Source organism: Mycolicibacterium chlorophenolicum (genome assembly GCF_001044235.1).
Taxonomy (GTDB): Bacteria; Actinomycetota; Actinomycetes; order Mycobacteriales; family Mycobacteriaceae; genus Mycobacterium; species Mycobacterium chlorophenolicum.
In genome coordinates, this window is sequence record NZ_JYNL01000023.1 from 281,971 (window position 1) to 303,168 (window position 21,198).

Consider the following 21,198-nt stretch of genomic DNA (forward strand, 5'->3'; position numbering starts at 1 on the left):
AACTCTGCATCTGCGGGAGCAGAATTGCATGGGTGACGCCGTGCTCGGCCAGCTGGCCGTGTGACAGAAACGTCGATTGAAGTGCAGAAAATCTCCTCTGACGGACCCGCAGAATCCTCCCAGGTGAGGCCGCCGGTATCGGTTAGCTGAAGCGGCAAATCTTTGCTTCGCTAGCCCTGGAGGCCGGTGATAACGTCTGGCCTTGACGTCCCCGCGAGCCGGAAGCGCAGAGACAGCGAATGCACGACTGTTTGCGCGCGAACGGCATCCGGGGTGTGGGCGAGCGGATCGACACCACGGGGAGCGTCACGATCCCGAACAGAAACGGAGCCACACGGTGACTGACCTGGTAGCCCAGAACGGACACGACACCACCGCAGCGCGCAGGGCCGGCCTGCTCAGCAGCGGCCACGCCTCGATCGCCGGCCGCCGACCCGCCGGCCCGTCGACGATGACGGTCAGCCTCGTCATCCCGGTGCGCAACGAGGCGCGCAACATCGCCTGGGTGCTGGAGCAGATCAGCGACGACGTCGACGAGATCGTGCTCGTGGACGGCAACTCGACGGACGCCACTGTGATCACCGCGCGCAGCTACCGGCCCGACATCCGGGTGGTCGCCCAGCAGGGCACCGGCAAGGGCGACGCGCTGCGCGCCGGGTTCCACGCCGCGACCGGCGACGTCATCGTGATGATGGACGCCGACGGCAGCATGGCCCCGCAGGAGATCCGGCACTTCCTGCATTTCCTGTCCCACGGCTACGACTTCGTCAAGGGCTCCCGGTTCATCGCCGGCGGCGGGTCCTCGGACATCACACCGTTCCGCCGGCTGGGCAACAAGTTCCTACTGGCGGTGTTCAACTCCGCCTTCGACGCCGACCTGACCGACCTGTGCTACGGGTTCTGCGCGTTCCACCGCCGCTACCTCGAGGTGATGGCTCTGCAGGCGACCGGATTCGAGATCGAGGCGGAGATGACTGTCCGCGCGATGCAGGCCGGCCTTCGAGTCGCTGAGGTGCCGAGCATGGAGATGCCACGCCGCCACGGCAAGTCAAACCTTCGTGCCGTGCGCGACGGAATCCGGGTGTTGCGCACCGTGTTACGCGATCACCGCTCCGGAGTCTCGGGCCGCGTGGTGCAGGCACTGGCCGCCGACAAGTAACCGACGACATCAACCGGGGGGGTTGACGACATGGCCACGATCACTTCACGTCCCGTAGCGGCGCCGGCGTCTCGCGAGCGCACGGCTCGCCCAGCGGTGTCCATCTGCATCCCGGCCTATCAGGCGCGCCGCCATCTGCGCGCCACTCTGGACAGTGTCCTGGCTCAGGACAGCAGCGACTTCGAGGTCGTGGTCATCGACAACAACAGCTCCGACGGCACCGGGCAGATCCTCGAGGGTGTCGCCGATCCGCGGGTTCGGGTGCTGCGCAACGCCGAAACCGTGCCGATGATGGACAACTTCAACATCGCGGTGCGCCACAGCCGGGGTCGCTACGTCAAGGTGGTGTGCGCCGACGACACGTTGACCCCCGACTGTGTGCGCGTGCAGGCGGCGGTGCTCGACGCGATGCCGACGGTGAGCCTGGTGTCGGCGCGCACCGACTTCATCGACGACGGCGGCGAGATGATGCGGCCCGACCGCGGGCTGCCCGGCATCGTCGGGCTGCAGCCGGCCGATCACGTGGTGCGGCGCATCGTCCGCAGCGGCACCAATCCGATCGGCCCTCCGGTCGCGGCGATGTTCCGGCGCGCCGACTTCGACCGCTGCGGCGGGTTCCACCCCGTCACCTCGTTCCTCAGCGAGCTCGACCTGTGGGTGCGGCTGCTCAACCGGGGCGAGTTCTTCGGCGTCCCCACCACGCTCGCCGCGTTCCGGATCGCGAGCGGGTCGACGACGGCGTTGACGTCGGCGCGGTCGCAGCTGCGCCAGCAGCTCGGGTTCAGCGGCCGGCTGGCCGACGACGTGCGCTGGAACATCACCACCGCCGACGTGCTGTACGGCCGGTTGCGCTCTTACGACATGCAGTTGCGCCGGACCGGCCTGTACGCGTTGAGCAATCTTCGTAACCGCCGCCGGTGCGCGGCGGCCCGCACAGCAGGAGAGGAGCCGGACAGCGATGCCGGTGCCCCAGACCGTTCATAACTGCCGGGTGCTGCCGTACCTGGATCCCGCGGACCGCCGTCCCGTCGAGAGCCTGTCGGTGGTCGTCTGCTCCTACACCGCCGACCGCTGGGACGGCCTCTGCCGGTCGGTGGACTCGGTGCTCGCCGACGACGCGCCCGCTCTGCAGGTCGTGATCGTCATCGACCACAACGACGAGCTGTTCGCCCGCGCTGCAGCGCGATTCGCCGACGACCCGCGAATCATGCTGCGCCGCAACACCGGTCCGCGGGGCCTGTCGGGTGCCCGCAACACCGGGGTGGAGGCGGCCGACGGCGAGGTGGTGGCGTTCCTCGACGACGACGCTGCGGTGCAGCCGGGGTGGAGCCGTGCGCTGCTGAGCCATTACGAGGATCCTCGCGTGGTCGGGGTCGGCGGCCATGCCGCACCGGTCTGGCCGCAGGGCCGGCCCCGGTGGATGCCGGCCGAGTTCGACTGGGTGGTGGGCTGCAGCTACGTCGGTCAACCCGACCGGGTGGCGCTCGTCCGGAACCCGTTGGGCTGCAACATGTCCCTGCGTCGATCGGTGTTCACGCACCTCGGCGGCTTCCGGTCCGAGGTCGGACGGGTCGGGTCGGTGCCGGTCGGCGGTGAGGAGACGGAGTTGTTCCTGCGACTGCGTGCTCGCCGTCCCTCGGATCGGGTGCTGCTCGATCCCGCCGCCGCCGTGCGGCACTGGGTCAGCCCGGACCGGGCGACGCCCCGCTATTTCCTGAGCCGCTGCTACCACGAGGGCCTGTCCAAAGCTGTGGTCACGCGACTGGCCGCGGCACCGGGATCGCTCGACAGCGAGCAGAGCTACGCCACCCGGGTGCTGCCGCGCGCGGTGGCGCGGGAGGCGGTGTCGCCGCGGCGCGGCGGACGGCGTCGCGCCGCGATGATGGTGCTGGGCCTCGGTGCCACCACCGCCGGCTACGTGCGTGGCGCGTTGGCCCGTCGGAGCGGGTGGGCATGACCGACCTGACCCTCCCCGAGACCACGATCCGCCCGGTGCTGCCCGCCGCCGCCCCGCCGGCGTGGGACGGCGCCACCTGGATCGGTGAGATCTGGACCGATGCCCTCGACCTGGGGTGCGCTGCCGCCCGGTTGGAGCACGCCGCAGGCTTCGCGCGCGCCCGACTGCTGGTCCGCACCGACGCCGGGCCGCTGGGATTCGTCGACCTCGACATCACCGACGGCGCCGTCGACGTGCGCCGGCTGCGCGCACTGGCAGCCCGGTTTCCCGCGCCCGCCCCGGTTCCGATCTCGTCGACGCCGGCGATCAGCGTCGTGATCTGCACCCGTGATCGCGTGTCGATGCTGCAGACCGCACTCGACTCGGTGCGGGCGGTGAACTACCCCGACGTCGAGATCATCGTCGTCGACAACGCCGCCGCCACCGACGCCACGCGACGGTACGTCGAGGCACTCGCCGACCCCCGCGTCCGGGTGATCGACGAGCCGCGGCCCGGGCTCTCGCGCGCCCGCAACACCGGCCTGCTGGCCGCCACCGGGGACGTGGTCGCGTTCACCGACGACGACGTGGTGGTCGACCGTCACTGGCTGGCTGCGATCGCACGGGGCTTCGCCCGGGGCGAGTCGGTCACCTGCGTGTCCGGGCTGGTGCCCGCGGCCGAACTCCGCACGCCCGCCCAGGCGTACTTCGACGCCCGGGTCGGCTGGTCGGCCTGCCTGCGGACGCGGGTGTTCGCGTGGGGCGCCCCGCCGTCGGACATCCCGCTGTTCCCGTTCGCGGTCGGCCACTACGGCACCGGCGCCAACTTCGCCGTCGACCGCGCCGCGGTGCTGCGCCTCGGCGGGTTCGACGAGGCGCTCGGCGCCGGATCGCCCACCGGCGGCGGGGAGGACCTCGACATGTTCTTCCGGCTGCTGCGGGCCGGCGGAACGCTGGTGTACGACCCGGCCTCGGTGGTGTGGCACCGGCACCGGGCCAGCAGTGAAGGACTCGCCGCCCAGAGCCGCACCTACGGCGTGGGATTGGGCGCGTGGATCGCGAAGATCGCCTGCGATCGCGCGACGGCCCCGCAGGCGTTCTCGACGGCGCTCCTGCGGGCACCCGAGTTCCTCAAGTACCTCTCCTACTCGGCGTCCACGGCACAGCCCGCCGAGGAGCTCGTGCACCTGCTGCCCGAGGGGTTGACCACCCCGGCGTGGCGCTCGGTGCTCGCCGGCTTCCGCGCGTACCGGGCGGCGCTGCGCGAGGGACGCGACCCCCTGCCGTTGGCGGTGCCCGCATGAGCGCCCACGCCGCCGTCCTCGATCAGGGCGACGCGGCAGCGGACCTGCCCGCCGAGCGCAACCTGCGACTCAACACCGTCGCACTGATCGCGTCCACCGCGTCGACCGGTGTTCTGGGCCTTGCCTTCTGGGCGGTGACGGCCCGGCTGTTCCCGCCCGCGGAGGTCGGGCTTGCTTCTGCGCTGATCAGCTCCGCGGTGCTGCTGTCGACGATGTCGACGCTGGGTCTCGACGTGCTCTACGAGCGGTTCCTGCCGATCGCCGGGGTCCGCGCACCGGCACTACTGCGCCGCGGCTTCCTGCTGGTCGCTGCGATGGGTCTGCTCACCGGCGCCGTCCTGGTGGCGGTCGGGCCCCGCGACCCGCTGTTCCAATCCGGTTGGGCGATGGCCGGTTTCCCGCTGATGGTGCTCGTGCTGGCGGTGTTCGCGCTGCTGGACAAGGCCTCGGCGGGCCTCGGCGTCGCGCGGTGGGCCGCGGTGAAGAACCTGGTGCACGCGGTGGCGAAGCTGGCCGCGGTCGCCGCGCTGGCGATCTGGGATCACGCCGTGACGATCGTGCTGAGCTGGACGCTGACCGCCGCGGTGGCCGCGCTGTGCACCTACGTCGTCCTGCAGCGCCGCAGCGCGACCCATCCGCGGTGGCGGCAGGCGTCGGATCTACCGCCGCGCCGGCAGATGTGGTCCTACTTCGGGTCGTCGTTCGGCATCGCGTCGCTGTGGTCGATCGGTCCGCTGGTGGTGCCGCTCATCGTGGTCACGCAGGTCGGCCAGGCCGCCAACGCGTACTTCGCCGTGACCTGGGCGATGATCAGCGCCCTGTATCTGATGATGCACCTCGTCGTGAGCCCCTACGTCGCCGAAGTGGCCGCCCACCCCGAGCAGGTCGCCGCCCTGTCGTGGCGGATGGTCCGCACGATGGCTGTGGTGGCGGTGGCCGCGTCGGCGGGACTGGTGCTGGTCGGTCCGCTGATGCTCGGCCTCGCGGGCGGCGACTACCGCGCCGAAGGGCACAGCCTGCTGTGGCTGGCCGCGGCGTTCCTGCCGCTGTCCGGGGTGGCCGCCGTCTACGAGGGTTTCTCCCGGGTCCAGCGCAAGCTGGCGCTCTACCTCTCGGTGCAGGCGCTGATGACCGTGGTGATCATCGCCGGCTCATGGGTCGCCACCCGATCGATGGGCATCACCGGCGTCGGCTGGGCGTACCTGGGCGCCGAGGCCCTCTCGGCGGCGATCCTGATCGGCCCGGCCGTCGCGTGGCTGCGCCGGGTGCGTGCCGGACAGGACGGCCGCCCGCGTCACGCCGCCGCCGGGGCCGGGCGCGTCTGGCTGCGCGTGGGGTCGGTGCTGCTGGCCACCGCGCTGCCGGTGACGCTGCTGTGCACCGTCGACCGGCCCACCGCCTCGGCCGCGGTGATGATGTTCGACGACTTCAACGGCCCGGCAGGCAGCCGGCCCGACCCGGCGCGGTGGGGCTACGACCTGGGCGGCGGCGGGTGGGGCAACGACGAATCGCAGGTCTACACCGATTCTCCCGACAACGTGGCGCTCGACGGCGACGGCCACCTGGTCATCACCGCGCGCCGGGACGGCGACCGGTTCACCTCGGCGCGGTTGACGACCAAGGGCCGGCTGTCGTTCGTGCACGGCCGGGCCGAAGCCCGGGTGCGGTTGCCCCGCGGCGCCGGGCTGCATCCCGCCTTCTGGCTGCTCGGGGACGACGTGGACGCCGTCGGCTGGCCCCGCAGCGGCGAGCTCGACGTGGTGGAGACGATCTCCGACGCCCGCTTCATCCACAACGGCGCGATCGGACCCGACACCGACGGACGGGAGTACAAGCTCGCGGGCACCCTGCCCATCGATCCGCCGTTCGTCGACGACTTCCACACGTACTGGGTGCAGCGCGACCCCGGGGTGATCTCGATGGGCGTCGACGACCGGACCACCACCGTGTTCCGTGCCGAGGATCTGCCCGCCGACGAGCAGTGGGTCTTCGACAAGCCGTTCTTCCTGCTGCTCAACGTCGCTGTCGGCGGCACCTGGCCCGGCCCCGCCGACGACACCACGCCGTCTCCTGCCGCGATGACGGTCGACTGGGTGCGGGTGACCGGTGACTGATCTGCTCGAGCGGCCCGCCCCGCCCGCACCGGCACCGGTGCGCGGCCGGCATCGCCGCGTCGAACCGGCCCGCCGACCGATCGGCGTGCTGCGGCCGGAGTGGCTCACGCTGGCGTCGGGGGCTCTGGGTCTGCTGTCGCTGGTCCCGGTGGCGCCGTGGCTGCGCGCCGTGCTGCTGGCGGCGTTCCTGCTCACCGGCCCCGGCCTGGCGACGGTGCTGTGGATGCGGCTTCCCGCCGCCGCGGCCGTGGCCGTCGTCCCGGTGACCGGCATGGCCGTGGCGGCAGGTGCCACCGTGACCGTGACGTGGGCGGGCGCGTGGCTGCCCGTCCCGCTGTTGCTGACGCTCGTCGCCGCGGTCGCCGGCTCGGCGGTGCTGTGCGCGCGGCGCCGGCCGCGCCCGGCGCTGCGGTGGCCGGCCGCGCTGGCACCCGGGCGGTGGCGGGTGAGCGCGCCGTACGCGTGGATCGTGGCGGCGCTGTGCGTGTGGGCGGTGGCACTGCCGGGGATGGCCGCGGCCGCCGAGTCACCCCTGGGTCTGCTGGTCACCGGGACCGGACCGGTGCTCGTCGTCGTCGGCGCGGTGCTCGCGTGCGTGTTCGTCGTCGCGCTGCGCACCGACGCGCTGGTGGCCGCGGCCGCGGCGGTGGGCGCCGCGATCCTGGTGCTGCGGTTGACCGCGACGCTGATCACCGATCTGCCGATGTACGCGTGGACCTACAAGCACCTGGGCATCGTCGACTACCTGCTGACCAACCGGGTGCTGCCGCCGTCGGGGGTGGACGTCTACCGCGAGTGGCCGGCGTTCTTCACGACGTTCGCGTGGTTCAGCGACGTCACCTCCGTCGACCCGACCGCGGTGGCGCACTGGTTCGCCCCGGTGGTGCACGTGCTGTTGGCCCTGGTGGTCGGGTCGCTGGCGGCCACGCTCGGGCTGGACCGGCGTGCGGTGCTGGCCGCGGTGATGGTCTCCGAGCTGGCCAACTGGGTGGCCCAGGACTACTTCGCGCCCCAGGCGTTCGCCTTCGTCGTCGGACTCGGGATCATCGTGGCGCTGCTGGCGGCGCGGGTGGACCGCCGCGCCGGGTGGCTGGCCTTCCTGCTGTTCGCCGCCCTGGTGCCGACCCATCAGCTGACACCGTTCTGGATTTTCGGCGTGGTGGTGGCGCTGACGATCGCCCGCCAGATCGGCCCGCGGTGGATCGTGCTCCCTTATGCTGCAGTGCTTTTCGGCTACCTGTATCCGCGGCGCTACATCGTGTTCGAGCACGGCGGACTGTCGAGCCTCAACCCGCTGGCCAACGGTGCCGGCAACGTCGAGTACGCGGGGTCGCTCGACAAGATGATCACCTCGCTGGTGTGTCGCGGGCTGTCCGCGACGATCATGCTGGCCGCGGTGGTGGCCGCAGTGGTGTGGTGGCGCCGCAGGCGGCCGGTGGCCGTCCCGGCCATCCTGGCGTTCAGCCCCTTCGTGCTGCTCGGGCTGAGCAGCTACGGCGGCGAGGCGGTGTTCCGGGTCTACCTCTATGCGCTGCCGGGCTGTGCCGTGCTGATCGCCCCGCTGCTGGTCGCCGCGATCACGGCGCGCCGCGCTCACCACCTGGCCGCCGTCGCGCTCGCGCTGATCGCCGCCGCCGGTCTGCAGGGCTACTACGGCACCTGGTACCTGAACATGGCCCGGCCCTCGGAGTTGGCGCTGCTGAACAACCTCGTCGACGGTGCGCGGGCGCCCGCCACCGTCTGGAGCCTGCACTCGGCCGGCATGCCCACGCGCGCCACGGCCACCTGGGTGAACCTGGCCGCGCACGACGACTCGTTCGACACCCCGATCGTCGAGCGCTGGCCCGGGTTCCTCGACGGCTTCCCCGACGCCGGCCAGTTCGACGACGTCACCGAAAAAGCCGCTGCCGCAGCGGGGGAGACGTACTTCGTGTTCACCGCCGACGCCAAGACCGCGTTCGACTACTTCGGCTACGCCGCGCCCGACACGGTCGACCGCTTCGAGCGCATGTTCGCGACCAGCCCGGTGTGGTGCCTGCGGCTGCAGGACGAGACCACCACGGTGTACCGCTACCAGGCCGGGGGGTGCAGGTCATGACGTGTCGACTGTGCGGGTCGGCGAGGTTGCACAGCGTGCTGGACCTCGGCGCCACGCCGCCGTGCGAGAAGTTCCTTGCCGCAACCGAACTCGATGCCCCTGAGGCGACCTACCCGCTGCACCTGCGGCTGTGCCAGGACTGTCTGCTGCTGCAGATCCCCGCGCTGATCACGCCCGAGGAGACGTTCACCGAGTACGCGTACTTCTCCTCGTTCTCCGACAGCTGGGTCGACCACGCCCGTCGCTTCGTCGCCGACGCGACGGACCGCGTGGGACTGAACCAGGATTCGTTCGTCGTCGAGGTGGCCAGCAACGACGGATACCTGCTGGCGCACGTGGCCGGGGCCGGCATCGGCTGCCTGGGCATCGAGCCGTCGGTCAATGTGGGGGAGGCCGCGCGGCGCCGCGGGGTACCGACGGTCACCGCGTTCCTCGACGAGCAGGTGGCCGCCGACGTCCGGGCCCGGCACGGCGCCGCCGACCTGCTGGTCGCCAACAACGTCTACGCCCACGTCCCCGACCTGACCGGGTTCACGCGGTCGCTGCGCACCCTGCTCGCCGACGACGGCTGGTTGAGCATCGAGGTGCATCACGCCCTCAACCTCGTCGCGCTCGGACAGTTCGACACCATCTATCACGAGCACTTCCAGTACTACACCGTGCTTTCCGCGATCCGGGCGTTGGCGGCCGGCGGCCTCGCGGTCGTCGACGTCGAGATGCTGCCGACGCACGGCGGGTCGCTGCGGTTGTGGGCGCGGCCCACCGAACTGGCCGCTGCACCGTCGCCCCGGGTGGCCGCCGCGCTGGCCGCCGAGCAGGACGCGGGACTGCACCGCGTCGACGGCTATCTCGGGCTGCGGCCGCGGACCGAGACGATCCGGCACGACCTGCTGCGCTACCTGCTCGAGTGCCGCGCGCGCGGCGAACGCGTGGTCGGCTACGGGGCTCCCGGGAAGGGCAACACGCTGCTCAACTACTGCGGCATCCGCACCGACCTGCTCGAGTACACCGTGGACCGGAATCCCTACAAGCACGGTCGATTCACGCCCGGCACGCGCATCCCGATCCTCGATCCGGCGCAGCTCGACAAGGACCGGCCCGACGTGATCGTGGTGCTGCCGTGGAACCTCGAGGCGGAGATCACCGATCAGCTCGGCTACACCGCCGAGTGGGGCGCCCGCCTGGTGTACCCGCTGCCCACCCTGCACGTCGTCGACATGACGGAAGGAAATCGGAGATGAAGGTCGTTCTGTTCTGTGGCGGGTACGGCATGCGGATGCGTAACGGCAGCGATGACGAGATCCCCAAGCCGATGCAGATGATCGGTCCGCGGCCTCTCATCTGGCACGTCATGCGGTACTACGCCCACTTCGGTCACACCGAGTTCGTGCTGTGCCTGGGCTACGGCGCCGAGCACATCAAGGACTACTTCCTGTCCTACCGGGAGTCGGCGTCCAACGATTTCGTGATCCGCGGCGGCAAGGTCGAGCTGCTGCAGACCGACATCAGCGACTGGACCATCACGTTCGTCGACACCGGCCCGGAATCGCCGATCGGAGAACGGCTCCGGCGGGTGCGCTCGTTCCTCGACGGCGACGAGTACTTCCTGGCCAACTACGCCGACGTGCTGACCGACGCGCCGCTCAACGAAATCATCGACGAGGTGAAGGCGTCCGGTGCGTTGGCGTCGATGCTGATCGTCCCGCCGCAGTCGTCGTTCCACTGCGTCGACGTCGTCGAGTCCGGTCCGCACACCGGTGCGGTCACCGGCATCACGCCGGTGTCCCGGCTGCCGATCTGGGAGAACGGCGGCTTCTTCGTGTTGTCCGCCGCGGTGCTCGACATGCTCACGGAGAACTGCGATCTGGTCGAAGACGTGTGCGGCGACCTGGCCGCCCGGGGCAAGCTCTACGGCTACAAGCACCTCGGGTTCTGGAAGCCTGCCGACACCTTCAAGGAACGCGCCGAACTCGACGCCGCCTACCGCAGCGGCAACCGTCCCTGGGCGCTGTGGGAGCACGAGAAGGTGGCCGCGTCGTGATCGATCTACAGACAGGGGAGCTGCGCGAGATCGCCGTGCTGGGCGCCCACTGCGACGACATCGCGATCGGCATGGGCGCAACACTTCTCACGCTGAGCCGGTCGCATCCGGGACTGCGGGTGCATGCGCTGGTGCTGTCCGGCGCGGACACCGTCCGCGAGGCCGAGGAGCGCGGTGCGCTGGCCGCGTTCTGCCCGGGCGCGGAGGTGAGTCTCACGCTGCTGGGCCTTCCCGACGGCCAGACGCCAGCGCACTGGAACGAGGTCAAGGAGGGGTTGCGCGCGTTCCGTCGCACCTGCGAACCGGATCTGGTGTTCAGCACCCAGCGCGCCGATGCCCATCAGGATCACCGGCTGCTCGCCGAGCTGACCCCCACCGAGTTCCGCGACCACCTCACGCTGGGTTACGAGATCCTCAAATGGGAGGCGGACACCCCGTCGCCCAACGTCTTCCATCCCGTCGACACCGCCACCGCCGAGGAGAAGGCGCGGTTGCTGCACAAGCACTATCCGTCGCAGACCGGGCGGGACTGGTTCGACGAGGACGCCTTCCTCGGGCTGTCGCGGCTGCGCGGTGTGCAGTGCCGCAGCGCACATGCCGAGGCCTTCACCGTGGAGAAGACGGTGCTGCGCTTCGGGCGGGAGGCGGCGGTATGACGCAGCGTGTGCTGGTCACCGGTCACCAGGGCTATCTCGGCACCGTGCTGGTGCCCGCGCTTCGGGCGGCCGGCCACGAGGTGATCGGACTGGACAGCGGTCTGTTCGCCGACTGCGTGCTGGGCCCGCGGCCGGACGATCCGCCCGCGCTGGCGGTCGACCTGCGCGAGGTCACCGTGGACCAACTGCGCGGTGTCGACGCGGTCGTGCATCTCGCGGCGCTGTCCAACGACCCGCTGGGCGCACTGATGCCCGAGGTCACCCACGACATCAACCACCACGCCTCGGTCCGACTGGCCCGGCTGGCCAAAGAGGCCGGAGTGCAACGCTTCTGCTATGCGTCGACGTGTTCGGTGTACGGCGCCGCCGGGGACGGTCTGGTCGACGAAGACGCCCCGCTGCGTCCGCTGACGCCGTACGCCGTCAGCAAGGTGCGCGTCGAGGACGACCTGGCGGCACTCGCCGACTCCGGGTTCAGCCCGGTGTTCCTGCGCAACGCGACCGCGTTCGGCTTCTCACCGCGGCTGCGGGCCGACATCGTGCTGAACAACCTCGTCGGCTCCGCTGTACTGACCGGTGTGGTGCGCGTGCTGTCCGACGGCACCCCGTGGCGCCCGCTGGTGCACGCGCGGGACATCGCCGCGGCGTTCGTCCGCTGTCTGGAGGTGCCGGCCCCGGTGATCTCCTGCCGCGCCTTCAACGTCGGCAGCGAGACCAACAACGTCACCGTCGCCGAGATCGCACGTCGGGTCGCCGACGCCGTTCCCGGCTCCGATGTGCTGATCACCGGCGAGACCGGGTCCGATCCGCGCTCGTACCGAGTAGACTTCAGCCGCGCCCGCGCCGACCTCGGGTTCGAAGCGGAGATCTCGGTGGCCGACGGTGCCGCCGAACTCCATTCGGCCTATGTCCGCTACGGCCTCACCTCCGCGGACCTGGAGCACAGGTTCACCCGGCTGAACCGGCTGGCCCACCTACAGCGCACCGGCCGGATCGACGAAACGATGCGCCATGTCAGCGAGTTCGTGTGACGAGAGCGGCCACGGCCGCGTGACGTGCCGCGGCTGTGGGGGCCGACGGCTGCAGCGGGTGCTCGACCTGGGCGAGGTGCCCGCCGCGGACCACTTCCCGCCGGCGGACTCACCGGTCGAGCAGGCGGAGACATCGCACCCGCTGGCCATGGACGTGTGCGCGGACTGCGGCCTGGCGCAACTGGCCGACGACGACACCCGTACCGCCGAACCCCGCGGTGTCGAGCCCGAAGCGCTGACCAGCCAAGCCGCCGACGCGATCCGGCGCGTCGGTGAGGCCGGCTGGCTCGCCGGGGGTGGCACGGTCTGTGAATTCGGCAGCCCGCACGGCGGCAGCTGGATGCCCCTGCTCGCCGACCGCGGCTACCACCCCGGCTCGGGCAGCGCGGACGTGGTCGTGGACTGCTTCGGCATCATGCACGACGCCGACCAGGGCGCGGCGTTCCGTGAGCGCGCCGCCGCCACCGCACCGGGCGGTGTACTGCTGCTGCAGTTCCACAGCCTGGGCGCGATCGTCGCGCATGGTCAGTGGAATGCTCTGCGGCACGGACATTTCGGGTACTACTCCACGCCGGCGCTGGTGGACCAGCTCGCCAGGGTCGGCATGCGGGCCGTGCAGGCATGGAGGTTCGACCTCTACGGCGGCACCGTGCTCGTCGCGGCGGTGCACGGCGCCGGTGACCCGGGGCCGACGGTCCGCGCGCTTCTCGATTCCGAAGCCGCACTGACCGATCCGGCCACCGTCGGCGTGCTGCAGGATGCGGCCGACGCGCAGACGGTGGCGCTGCGCTGCTGGCTCGAGCAGGAGCGCCGCGCCGGCCGCCGCGTCTACGCGTACGGCGCCGCATCACGCGCAGTGGCACTGTTCAGCCGGGCCGCGCTGAACTCGTCGCTGATCACCGCGGTCGCCGACGCGTCCCCGGCCAAACAGGGCCGCCGCATGCCGGGCACCGACATTCCGATCATCGCGCCGCAGACACTGGTCGACGCGGCGCCCGACCGGGTGCTGCTCACGCTCGGTGACCTGCTGCCCGAGGTCGCGGCGCGCTGGCCCCAGCTGGCCGGCCGCTGGGTCGTCGACGACGAGTTCGCCCGGCCGGCACGCCGTTTCGCGCGGTCACGGCTGCTGCAGAACCGGTTGCACGAACTCGTTCCCGGCGGTGCGCACACCTACGCGCGTGGAGCCGACCAGTATCCGGAGACGATGCCACCGGTACTGACCCACGGTCGGGGCTGCCGGGTGTGGGATGTCGACGGCAACGACTACATCGAGTACGGCATGGGTCTGCGGGCGGTGACGCTGGGCCACGGCTACCCGCCGGTCGTCGACGCGGTGGCGCGCACGATCGCCGGCGGCGTCGGCTTCAGCCGACCCACGGCGCTGGAAGCCGCTGCGGCGGAGGACTTCCTGGCGTTGGTGCCCGGGGCCGAGATGGTGAAATTCGCCAAGAACGGTTCGGACGCGACGACGGCTGCGGTGCGGCTGGCCCGCGCCGTGACCGGCCGGGTCACCGTCGCGGTCTGCGATCAGCCGTTCTTCTCCACCGACGACTGGTTCATCGGCACCACCGCGATGTCCGGCGGCGTCCCCGCCGACCACGCCGCGGCGACGGTGCGCTTCTCCTACAACGACCTGGACTCGCTGGCGGCCGTGCTGGCTGCCGGCGACGTGGCGTGTGTGGTGATGGAGGCGGCGACCGCGACCGCCGAACCCGACCCCGGTTTCCTGGCCGGGGTGCGGCGGCTGTGCGACCGGCACGGCACCCTGCTGGTGTTCGACGAGATGATCACCGGGTTCCGCTGGGCTGCCGGCGGCGCGCAGGCCGTCTACGGCGTCACGCCCGACCTGTCGTGCTGGGGCAAGGCGATGGGCAACGGCTTCCCGCTGTCCGCACTGGCCGGGCGGCGCCGGTACATGGAACTCGGGGGACTGCGCACCGACCGGGACCGGGTGTTCCTGCTGTCCAGCACCCACGGTCCGGAGGCCGCGTCACTGGCCGCGTTCCGCGCCGTCGCCGCCGCGTACCGCAGCGAGGACCCGGTCGCCCGGATGGAGCACGCGGGCATTCGGCTCGCAGCAGGCGTGACGGCCGCGGTGGCCGAGGCCGGCCTCGCCGACCACATCACGGTCACCGGCCGCCCGTCCTGCCTGGTGTTCGGCACCGCCGACGCGGACGGCGTCCCATCGCAGGCGTACCGGACGTTGTTCCTGCAGGAGTTGCTCCGCCGCGGCGTGCTCGGTCAGTCGTTCGTCACCTCGGCCGCGCACGGCGAGGACGACGTCGACGCCACCGTCGCCGCGGTGCGCGACGCGCTGCCGGTCTACCGGTACGCCATCGACGCCCGCAGCGTCGCGGGCCTGCTGCAGGGCCGGCCGGTCGCGCCGGCGATCCGGCGCACGTCGGCGCCCCGGCGGGTGGCCGGCTATCCGGTCCTGCCGCCGAGGATCTCGAGCACCTCGAACGAGTTGACCCCGGCGATCACCGACGGATCGGCCTCACCGATCGCGAGCACCTCGGCGCGGTCCGCGCCGCGCAGCACGCCGAGCCCCCACATTCCCTCAGGGTCGGCGACCGGTCCGTAGACGACCACCCGGCCCTCGGCGAGCAGTTGCCGCCAGTACTCGGTGTGCCCGTCCATCGCCTGGCGCTCGGCATCGGTCATCGTCTGCGCGAAGTCGGCGCGCGGGGGGATCAGCCGGAACAGGAAGAGCTGTTCGCTCACTGAGCGGCCCGCGTCGCGGGGTGCACGGCGATCAGGCCCAAGCCGGTGCGCCGCTTGCACATTGCCGCCAACTCGGCGTAGGCCTTCTCTCCCATAAGTTCGGTGAGCTCGGGGGCGTAGGACTGCCACACCGGCTTCTCGCCGACATGGGCGTGGGGATCGCCGGTGCAGTACCAGGTCAGGTCGAGCCCGCCCTCACCCCAGCCGCGCCGGTCGTATTCGGTGATCGTCGACTTCAGGATCTCCGAGCCGTCGGGTCGGGTCACCCACTCTTGCGTGCGCCGGATCGGCAGCTGCCAGCAGACCTCGGGCTTGAGGGTCAGCGGTTCCACGCCGATCTGCAGCGCCTTGGTGTGCAGCGCGCATCCGATTCCGGCCGGCCATCCCGGCCGGTTCAGAAAGATGCACGCGCCCTTGTACTTTCGGGTGCGCAGGGTGGGTTCGTCGTCGTACTCGTCCCACTCCAGGTAGCCCTTCGGGCCCAGCCCCTTGCCGCGGAACTGCCAGTCGTCGTCGGTGAGCAGTTTGACCGCGTCGTCGAGCTTGGCGCGGTCATCGTCGTCGGAGAGAAACGCTCCGTGCGAACAACATCCGTCGTCCGGACGGTCGTCGACCGTGCCCTTGCAGGCCGGCGTGCCGAACACGCACGTCCAGCGCGACAGCAGCCACGTCAGATCCGCGGCGATCAGATGGTTGGGGTCCTCGGGGTCGTAGAACTCCACCCATTCGCGGGCGAAATCGAGTTCCACCTCACCCGGATACGGTCCAGTCACGGTTTTCCACGGTAGACCCATTAGGTTGGACGGGTGCGATTAGGCGTGCTCGACGTGGGCAGCAATACCGTCCACCTGTTGGTGGTGGATGCCCGCCGCGGTGGGCACCCGACGCCGATGAGTTCGACGAAGGCCTCGCTGCGGCTCGCCGAGGCCATCGACACCTCGGGCAAACTCACCCGCCGCGGCGCCGACAAGCTGATCGGCACGATCGACGAGTTCGCCAAGATCGCCACCAGTTCGGGCTGCTCGGAGCTGATGGCGTTCGCGACGTCGGCGGTGCGCGATGCGAAGAACTCCGAAGACGTGCTGTCGCGGGTGAAGTCGGACACCGGCGTGGATCTGCGGGTGCTCACCGGTGTCGACGAGTCGCGGCTGACCTTTCTCGCGGTGCGGCGCTGGTACGGCTGGAGCGCCGGACGCATCATCAACATCGACATCGGCGGCGGCTCGCTGGAGTTGTCCAGCGGGGTCGACGAGGAACCCGATGTGGCGATGTCGCTGCCGCTCGGTGCGGGCCGGCTGACCCGCGAGTGGCTGCCCGACGATCCGCCGGGCCGCCGGCGCGTGGCGATGCTGCGGGACTGGCTGGCCAATGAGCTCTCCGAGGCCGGCGCCGCCATCACCGAGGCCGGCAGCCCCGATCTGGCGGTTGCCACGTCCAAGACGTTTCGTTCGCTGGCCCGGCTCACCGGCGCCGCGCCCTCGGGGGCCGGACCGCGGGTCAAGCGCACCCTGACCGCCGCGGGTCTTCGTCAGCTCATAGCTTTCATCTCTAGGATGACCGCGTCCGACCGTGCCGAACTGGAAGGGGTGAGCGCCGACCGTGCACCGCAGATCGTCGCCGGCGCACTGGTCGCCGAGGCGAGCATGAAGGCGCTCGGTATCGAAAGTGTGGACATCTGTCCCTGGGCGTTGCGGGAGGGATTGATTCTGCGCAAACTCGACAGCGAAGCCGACGGCACGGCCCTCGTGGGCGGTGAAACGGCCTCCCGGCGGATGTCAGTGCGCAATGCTGGACGGTAAGCAGCGAGGCTCAAAGGCAAGCAGGCGATGACTGGATCAGATGAGTACAGCAACACCCGGCCGATCTCGGTCGCCGAGTTGCTGGCGAAGAACGGCACGATCGGCGCACCCCCGGTCGGCGGCAGGCGCCGCCGGCGCCGCGGCAACGCCGATGCCGTCACCGTCGCCGAACTCACCGGTGAGATCCCGATCGTCCGGCCCGACGAACCGGCGCCGACGCGCGACGAGCAGCAGGTCGAGCAGGTAGCCCAGGACGATCAGGACACCGTGACGGGCAACGGCGAGGTCGTCGTCGCCGAGCCGGAGACCGAACCCGAGCCCGAGCCCGAGCCCCAGGCCGACGTCGAGACGGAGCCCGAGGCCCAGGCCGACACCGAGACCGAGATCGAGGCCGAGGCCGAGAGCGACACCGAGGCCGATGAGCTCGCCGACGCGGCCGAGGTGACCGAGGCCGACGACGAACTGGTCGAGTTCGGCGACGTCGAGCCGGAGGCGGAAGACCGGCACGAGGACGAGGACGAATACGCCGACGCCGTGGCCGAGTACGCTGCCCACGTCGAACACCGCGACGCCGAGGCCGACCCGGTCGAGTTCGTCGCACCGCCACGCCGCTCGCCCTTCGGACGGTTCGGCCGCAAGAACACCGCCGCCGTCGACGCCGAGCTGATGAGCCCGGACCCGATCGACGCCGAGGCCGAGGCCGAGGACGCCGTCGACGACCTCGACGAAGCACCCGTCGCCGAGCAGGACACCGAGGTCGATGCGGCCGCGCTCGACACCGACGAGGACACCGACACCGAGGACACCGACACCGAGACCGACTCGGAGGACGACGAGCTGCCGTCCTATCTGCGCTCCACCGCCGACCCGCTGTTCGGCGGGGAGACCGTCGCCGACGATGTCGCGCGCCGCGGCGCCCGGCCCGCGCCCGAGGACCTCGACCTCGACGAGGAGGACGAGGAGGAGGACCAGCCCCGCGAGATGTCGCCGCTGGTGCACGGCCTGTGGGTGGTCGGGCAGAGCGTTGTCGCCGTGGTGTTCGGAGCGGGTCTGTTCGTGGCGTTCGACCAGCTCTGGAAGTGGAACAACATCGTCGCGTTGGTGCTCTCGGTCCTGGTGATCCTGGGCCTGGTGGTCGGTGTGCGAGTGGTGCGCAAGACCGAGGACATCGGCAGCACGCTGATCGCGGTGGCGGTCGGCGCTCTGGTCACCCTCGGTCCGCTGGCGCTGCTGCAATCAGGCTGACCGGGTGCGCCCTGCCATCAAGGTCGGTCTGTCGACGGCCTCGGTCTATCCGCTGAAGACCGAGGCCGCTTTCGAGTACGCCGCCAAACTGGGCTACGACGGTGTCGAGCTGATGGTCTGGGCGGAGTCGGTCAGCCAAGACGTAGAGGCTGTGGCGGCGTTGTCCCAGCGCTACGACGTGCCGGTGCTGTCGGTACACGCGCCCTGCCTGCTGATCTCGCAGCGGGTGTGGGGGGCCAACCCGATCCCGAAGCTGGAGCGCAGCGTCCGGGCGGCCGAGCAGCTCGGGGCGCAGACCGTGGTCGTCCACCCGCCGTTCCGCTGGCAGCGCCGCTACGCCGAGGGGTTCTCCGATCAGGTGGCCGACCTCGAGGCCGGCAGCGACGTGCTGGTCGCGGTGGAGAACATGTTCCCGTTCCGGGCCGACCGGTTCTTCGGTGCGGGGCAGACGTCGATCGAGCGGATGCGCAAGCGAGGGGGCAGCCCCGGACCGGGCATCTCCGCTTTCGCCCCGTCGTACGACCCGCTCGACGGCGGCCACGCGCACTACACGCTGGATCTGTCGCACACCGCGACGGCGGGCACCGACGCCGTCGACATGGCCCGCCGCATGGGGGAGGGCCTGGTGCATCTGCACCTGTGTGACGGCAGCGGCGCCTCGGCCGACGAGCATCTGGTGCCCGGCCGCGGCACCCAGCCGACCGTCGAGATCTGCGAGACGCTCGCCGCGAGCGACTTCGCCGGCCATGTCATCCTCGAGGTGACGACCTCCGGCGCGCGCTCAGCCGCCGAGCGGGAGGCATTGCTGACCGAGTCGCTGCAGTTCGCCCGCGCGCATCTGCTGCGCTGAGAGCCGAGGACGGTAGATGACGAGTTCGACCCTGTTCACCGACGCCATGACGCTGACACCCGGCGGCGACGGTGTCTACCGCGGGCTGCTCAACGAGCACTGGACGATCGGGCCCAAGGTGCACGGCGGCGCGATGCTCGCGCTGTGCGCCAATGCCGCCCGCACGGAGTTCGGCGAGGCGGGCGTCGAGCCGATCGCGGTGTCGGGCAGCTTCCTGTGGGCGCCCGACCCGGGCCCGATGAAGATCGTCACCACGGTCCGCAAACGCGGCCGCCGGGTCAGCCTCATCGACGTCGAACTGAACCAGGGCACACGTACCGCGCTGCGTGCCGCGATCACCATGGGCACCCCGGAACACCATGTGCCGCCGCTGTTGTCGGTCAACCCGGTGCTGCCGCTGATGACGCCCGACCCGCCGCCCGGGCTCGAGCCGATCGGCCCCGGCCATCCGATGGCCGACATCGTCCACCTCGCGCACGGCTGCGACATCCGGCCCTCGCTGACGTCGTTCAGCCCGCGCGGCGACGGCGGACCGCCGCTGATCGAGTACTGGGTCCGGCCGAAGGGGGTCGCGCCCGACGTGCTGTTCGCGCTCCTGTGCGGTGACGTGTCGGCGCCGGTCACGTTCGGCGTCAACAGGTTCGGATGGGCGCCCACGGTGCAGCTGACGGCTTATCTGCGGGCCGTGCCTGCCGACGGCTGGCTGCGGGTGATGTGCACGACGACCCAGATCGGCCAGGACTGGTTCGACGAGGACCACGTGGTGGTCGACTGCGAGGGGCGCATCATCGTGCAGACCCGCCAGCTGGCGCTGGTACCGGCAGCGGAGAGCCGATAAGCCGGCCCGATCCGGCCGTGACATGCTGTGCGGCATGGCCAGAATCGCGATCATCGGCGGCGGGAGTATCGGCGAGGCGTTGCTGGCGGGGTTGCTGCGGGCCGGGCGTCAGGTCAAGGACCTCGTCGTCGCGGAGAAGGATCCCGCCCGGTCGACCTACCTCGCCGAGAAGTACGCGGTGCGGGTCACCTCGGTGCCCGAAGCGGTCGACAGCGCCACCTACGTCATCGTCGCCGTGAAGCCCTCGGATGTGGGCAACGTCATCGGCGACATCGTCGAGACCGCCGCCCGCGCGAAGAGTGACGCTGCCGAGCAGATCTTCGTGACGGTCGCGGCCGGTGTCAGCGCCGCCTACTACGAGAACAAGCTGCCCGCCGGATCTCCCGTCGTCCGGGTCATGCCGAACGCGCCGATGCTCGTCGGCGGCGGCGTCAGCGCCGTCGCAGCGGGGCGCTTCGCCACCGCCGAACACCTCAGGGGCGTCTCGTCGCTCTTCGACGCCGTCGGCGGGGTGCTGACGGTGTCCGAGTCGCAGATCGACGCGGTGACCGCCGTCTCGGGCTCGGGGCCGGCGTACTTCTTCCTGATGGTCGAGGCCCTCGTCGACGCCGCCGTGGATGCGGGGCTCGCCCGCCCGGTTGCCACCGATCTGGTGGTGCAGACGATGGCCGGCTCGGCGGCGATGTTGCTGGACCGGTTGGACGACGGCGCCGGCGGCGAGGACGCACCGATGGCCGGAAAGGTCGACACCTCGCCCGCCCAGTTGCGGGCCACCGTCACCTCCCCGGGCGGCACCACCGCCGCTGGGCTGCGGGAACTCGAGCGGGGTGGGTTGCGCGCGGCGGTGGCCAACGCCGTCGAGGCCGCGAAAAGGCGCTCTGAGCAGCTAGGAATTACACCCGAGTAGTTCAGGAATTTCGGACGGATTAGCCCACACCCGTCGCAGTAACCCCACCTGCCACGCTATTCTCCCAGTGGTAAGCACGGGTCGGTGCCAGCGGTGGGGAAGCCGCTGGAACTGCCCGCGCCTGATGGATTGGGTTGCGATGACGTCTATGAACGGGCCGTCGGCGCGGGATTCGGCCAGTGGGAAGGCGGCGCGGGACGCCGGCCAGTCCGAGGGCCAGCCGCCTCGAGCTCAATTTCTCACCGTTGCCGAGGTAGCCAGCCTCATGCGGGTCAGCAAGATGACCGTGTACCGGTTGGTGCACAACGGTGAGCTGCCGGCGGTCCGGGTGGGTCGGTCGTTCCGCGTCCACGCCAAGGCGGTCCACGACATGCTGGAGAGCTCGTACTTCGACGCCGGCTAGCCGGGATTTCGTCGTGAATCCGCCCTTCGGTAAGGTGGCCGGTCGAGGCTGACGAGATTCCTTCACGCTCGTCACGACAACACTTAGGTAGCG

Annotated in this window: 18 protein-coding genes and 1 pseudogene; 17 read left to right on the plus strand and 2 right to left on the minus strand. The window is 70.8% G+C overall.

Translation table 11 applies throughout. The features are described from left to right. Positions 1–394: 394 nt before the first annotated feature. The 11 genes and pseudogenes from MCHLDSM_RS13535 to MCHLDSM_RS36020 all read left to right on the plus strand — a co-directional run. Complete coding sequence (locus tag MCHLDSM_RS13535; protein ID WP_048470693.1) at positions 395–1,159, plus strand: glycosyltransferase family 2 protein; 765 nt, start codon at positions 395–397, stop codon at positions 1,157–1,159. A gap of 30 nt (positions 1,160–1,189) precedes the next feature. Next, the gene (locus MCHLDSM_RS13540; RefSeq protein WP_082168860.1) at positions 1,190–2,143 is read left to right on the plus strand and encodes a glycosyltransferase family 2 protein; all 954 of its coding nucleotides are present in this window, start codon (positions 1,190–1,192) and stop codon (positions 2,141–2,143) included. Then, the gene (locus MCHLDSM_RS13545; protein WP_082168861.1) at positions 2,118–3,116 is read left to right on the plus strand and encodes a glycosyltransferase family 2 protein; all 999 of its coding nucleotides are present in this window, start codon (positions 2,118–2,120) and stop codon (positions 3,114–3,116) included. The genes MCHLDSM_RS13540 and MCHLDSM_RS13545 overlap by 26 nt, the downstream gene beginning before the upstream one ends. Continuing rightward, positions 3,113–4,399, plus strand: a complete 1,287-nt coding sequence (locus MCHLDSM_RS13550) for a glycosyltransferase (protein ID WP_048470696.1) — start codon at positions 3,113–3,115, stop codon at positions 4,397–4,399. Before MCHLDSM_RS13545 ends, MCHLDSM_RS13550 begins: the two co-directional genes overlap by 4 nt. Continuing rightward, a complete protein-coding gene (locus MCHLDSM_RS39265) occupies positions 4,396–6,513 on the plus strand; it encodes a family 16 glycosylhydrolase (protein ID WP_063840629.1) in 2,118 nt (705 codons plus the stop codon). Before MCHLDSM_RS13550 ends, MCHLDSM_RS39265 begins: the two co-directional genes overlap by 4 nt. Continuing rightward, positions 6,506–8,611 (plus strand): hypothetical protein, encoded by a 2,106-nt coding sequence (locus MCHLDSM_RS13560; protein ID WP_053082976.1) that lies wholly within the window; start codon positions 6,506–6,508, stop codon positions 8,609–8,611. Before MCHLDSM_RS39265 ends, MCHLDSM_RS13560 begins: the two co-directional genes overlap by 8 nt. Continuing rightward, positions 8,608–9,852 carry a class I SAM-dependent methyltransferase gene (locus tag MCHLDSM_RS13565; protein WP_048470699.1) on the plus strand — a complete coding sequence of 415 codons (1,245 nt, stop codon included), beginning with the start codon at positions 8,608–8,610 and terminating at the stop codon, positions 9,850–9,852. Before MCHLDSM_RS13560 ends, MCHLDSM_RS13565 begins: the two co-directional genes overlap by 4 nt. Continuing rightward, positions 9,849–10,652: a glycosyltransferase family protein gene (locus MCHLDSM_RS13570; protein WP_048470540.1), complete on the plus strand. Its 804-nt coding sequence runs from the start codon at positions 9,849–9,851 to the stop codon at positions 10,650–10,652. Before MCHLDSM_RS13565 ends, MCHLDSM_RS13570 begins: the two co-directional genes overlap by 4 nt. Beyond that, positions 10,649–11,308, plus strand: a complete 660-nt coding sequence (locus tag MCHLDSM_RS13575) for a PIG-L deacetylase family protein (RefSeq protein WP_048470541.1) — start codon at positions 10,649–10,651, stop codon at positions 11,306–11,308. Before MCHLDSM_RS13570 ends, MCHLDSM_RS13575 begins: the two co-directional genes overlap by 4 nt. Further along, positions 11,305–12,339 (plus strand): NAD-dependent epimerase/dehydratase family protein, encoded by a 1,035-nt coding sequence (locus MCHLDSM_RS13580; RefSeq protein WP_048470542.1) that lies wholly within the window; start codon positions 11,305–11,307, stop codon positions 12,337–12,339. Before MCHLDSM_RS13575 ends, MCHLDSM_RS13580 begins: the two co-directional genes overlap by 4 nt. Continuing rightward, positions 12,320–14,743: pseudogene (locus MCHLDSM_RS36020) on the plus strand (glutamate-1-semialdehyde 2,1-aminomutase); the annotation flags it as partial. The gene MCHLDSM_RS13580 and the pseudogene MCHLDSM_RS36020, both read left to right, overlap by 20 nt. A gap of 20 nt (positions 14,744–14,763) precedes the next feature. Here the strand turns inward: MCHLDSM_RS36020 and MCHLDSM_RS37215 are convergent. Both MCHLDSM_RS37215 and MCHLDSM_RS13590 read right to left on the minus strand, forming a co-directional pair. After that, positions 14,764–15,003, minus strand: coding sequence for a YciI family protein (locus tag MCHLDSM_RS37215; RefSeq protein WP_109788829.1), 240 nt, complete (start codon positions 15,001–15,003; stop codon positions 14,764–14,766). A gap of 56 nt (positions 15,004–15,059) precedes the next feature. After that, entirely contained in the window at positions 15,060–15,857 is a 798-nt protein-coding gene (locus tag MCHLDSM_RS13590) for a DUF3109 family protein (RefSeq protein WP_048470543.1), read from the minus strand. A 12-nt stretch (positions 15,858–15,869) separates the two neighbouring features. On the opposite strand from MCHLDSM_RS13590, the gene MCHLDSM_RS13595 reads away from it, so the two are divergent. From MCHLDSM_RS13595 to MCHLDSM_RS13620, 6 genes are all read left to right on the plus strand, one after another. Beyond that, a complete protein-coding gene (locus MCHLDSM_RS13595) occupies positions 15,870–16,862 on the plus strand; it encodes a Ppx/GppA family phosphatase (protein WP_048418738.1) in 993 nt (330 codons plus the stop codon). Between the two features lie 27 nt (positions 16,863–16,889). Next, positions 16,890–18,107: an Rv0497 family membrane protein gene (locus tag MCHLDSM_RS13600; protein ID WP_048470544.1), complete on the plus strand. Its 1,218-nt coding sequence runs from the start codon at positions 16,890–16,892 to the stop codon at positions 18,105–18,107. Positions 18,108–18,111: 4 nt separating this feature from the next. After that, positions 18,112–18,957, plus strand: coding sequence for a sugar phosphate isomerase/epimerase family protein (locus MCHLDSM_RS13605; protein WP_048470545.1), 846 nt, complete (start codon positions 18,112–18,114; stop codon positions 18,955–18,957). Positions 18,958–18,973: 16 nt separating this feature from the next. Next, the gene (locus MCHLDSM_RS13610; protein ID WP_048470546.1) at positions 18,974–19,795 is read left to right on the plus strand and encodes a thioesterase family protein; all 822 of its coding nucleotides are present in this window, start codon (positions 18,974–18,976) and stop codon (positions 19,793–19,795) included. A 34-nt stretch (positions 19,796–19,829) separates the two neighbouring features. Continuing rightward, positions 19,830–20,702: a pyrroline-5-carboxylate reductase gene (proC, locus tag MCHLDSM_RS13615; protein WP_109788830.1), complete on the plus strand. Its 873-nt coding sequence runs from the start codon at positions 19,830–19,832 to the stop codon at positions 20,700–20,702. Between the two features lie 139 nt (positions 20,703–20,841). After that, positions 20,842–21,105, plus strand: coding sequence for a helix-turn-helix domain-containing protein (locus MCHLDSM_RS13620; protein ID WP_043404963.1), 264 nt, complete (start codon positions 20,842–20,844; stop codon positions 21,103–21,105). The last annotated feature ends 93 nt before the right edge of the window (positions 21,106–21,198 follow it).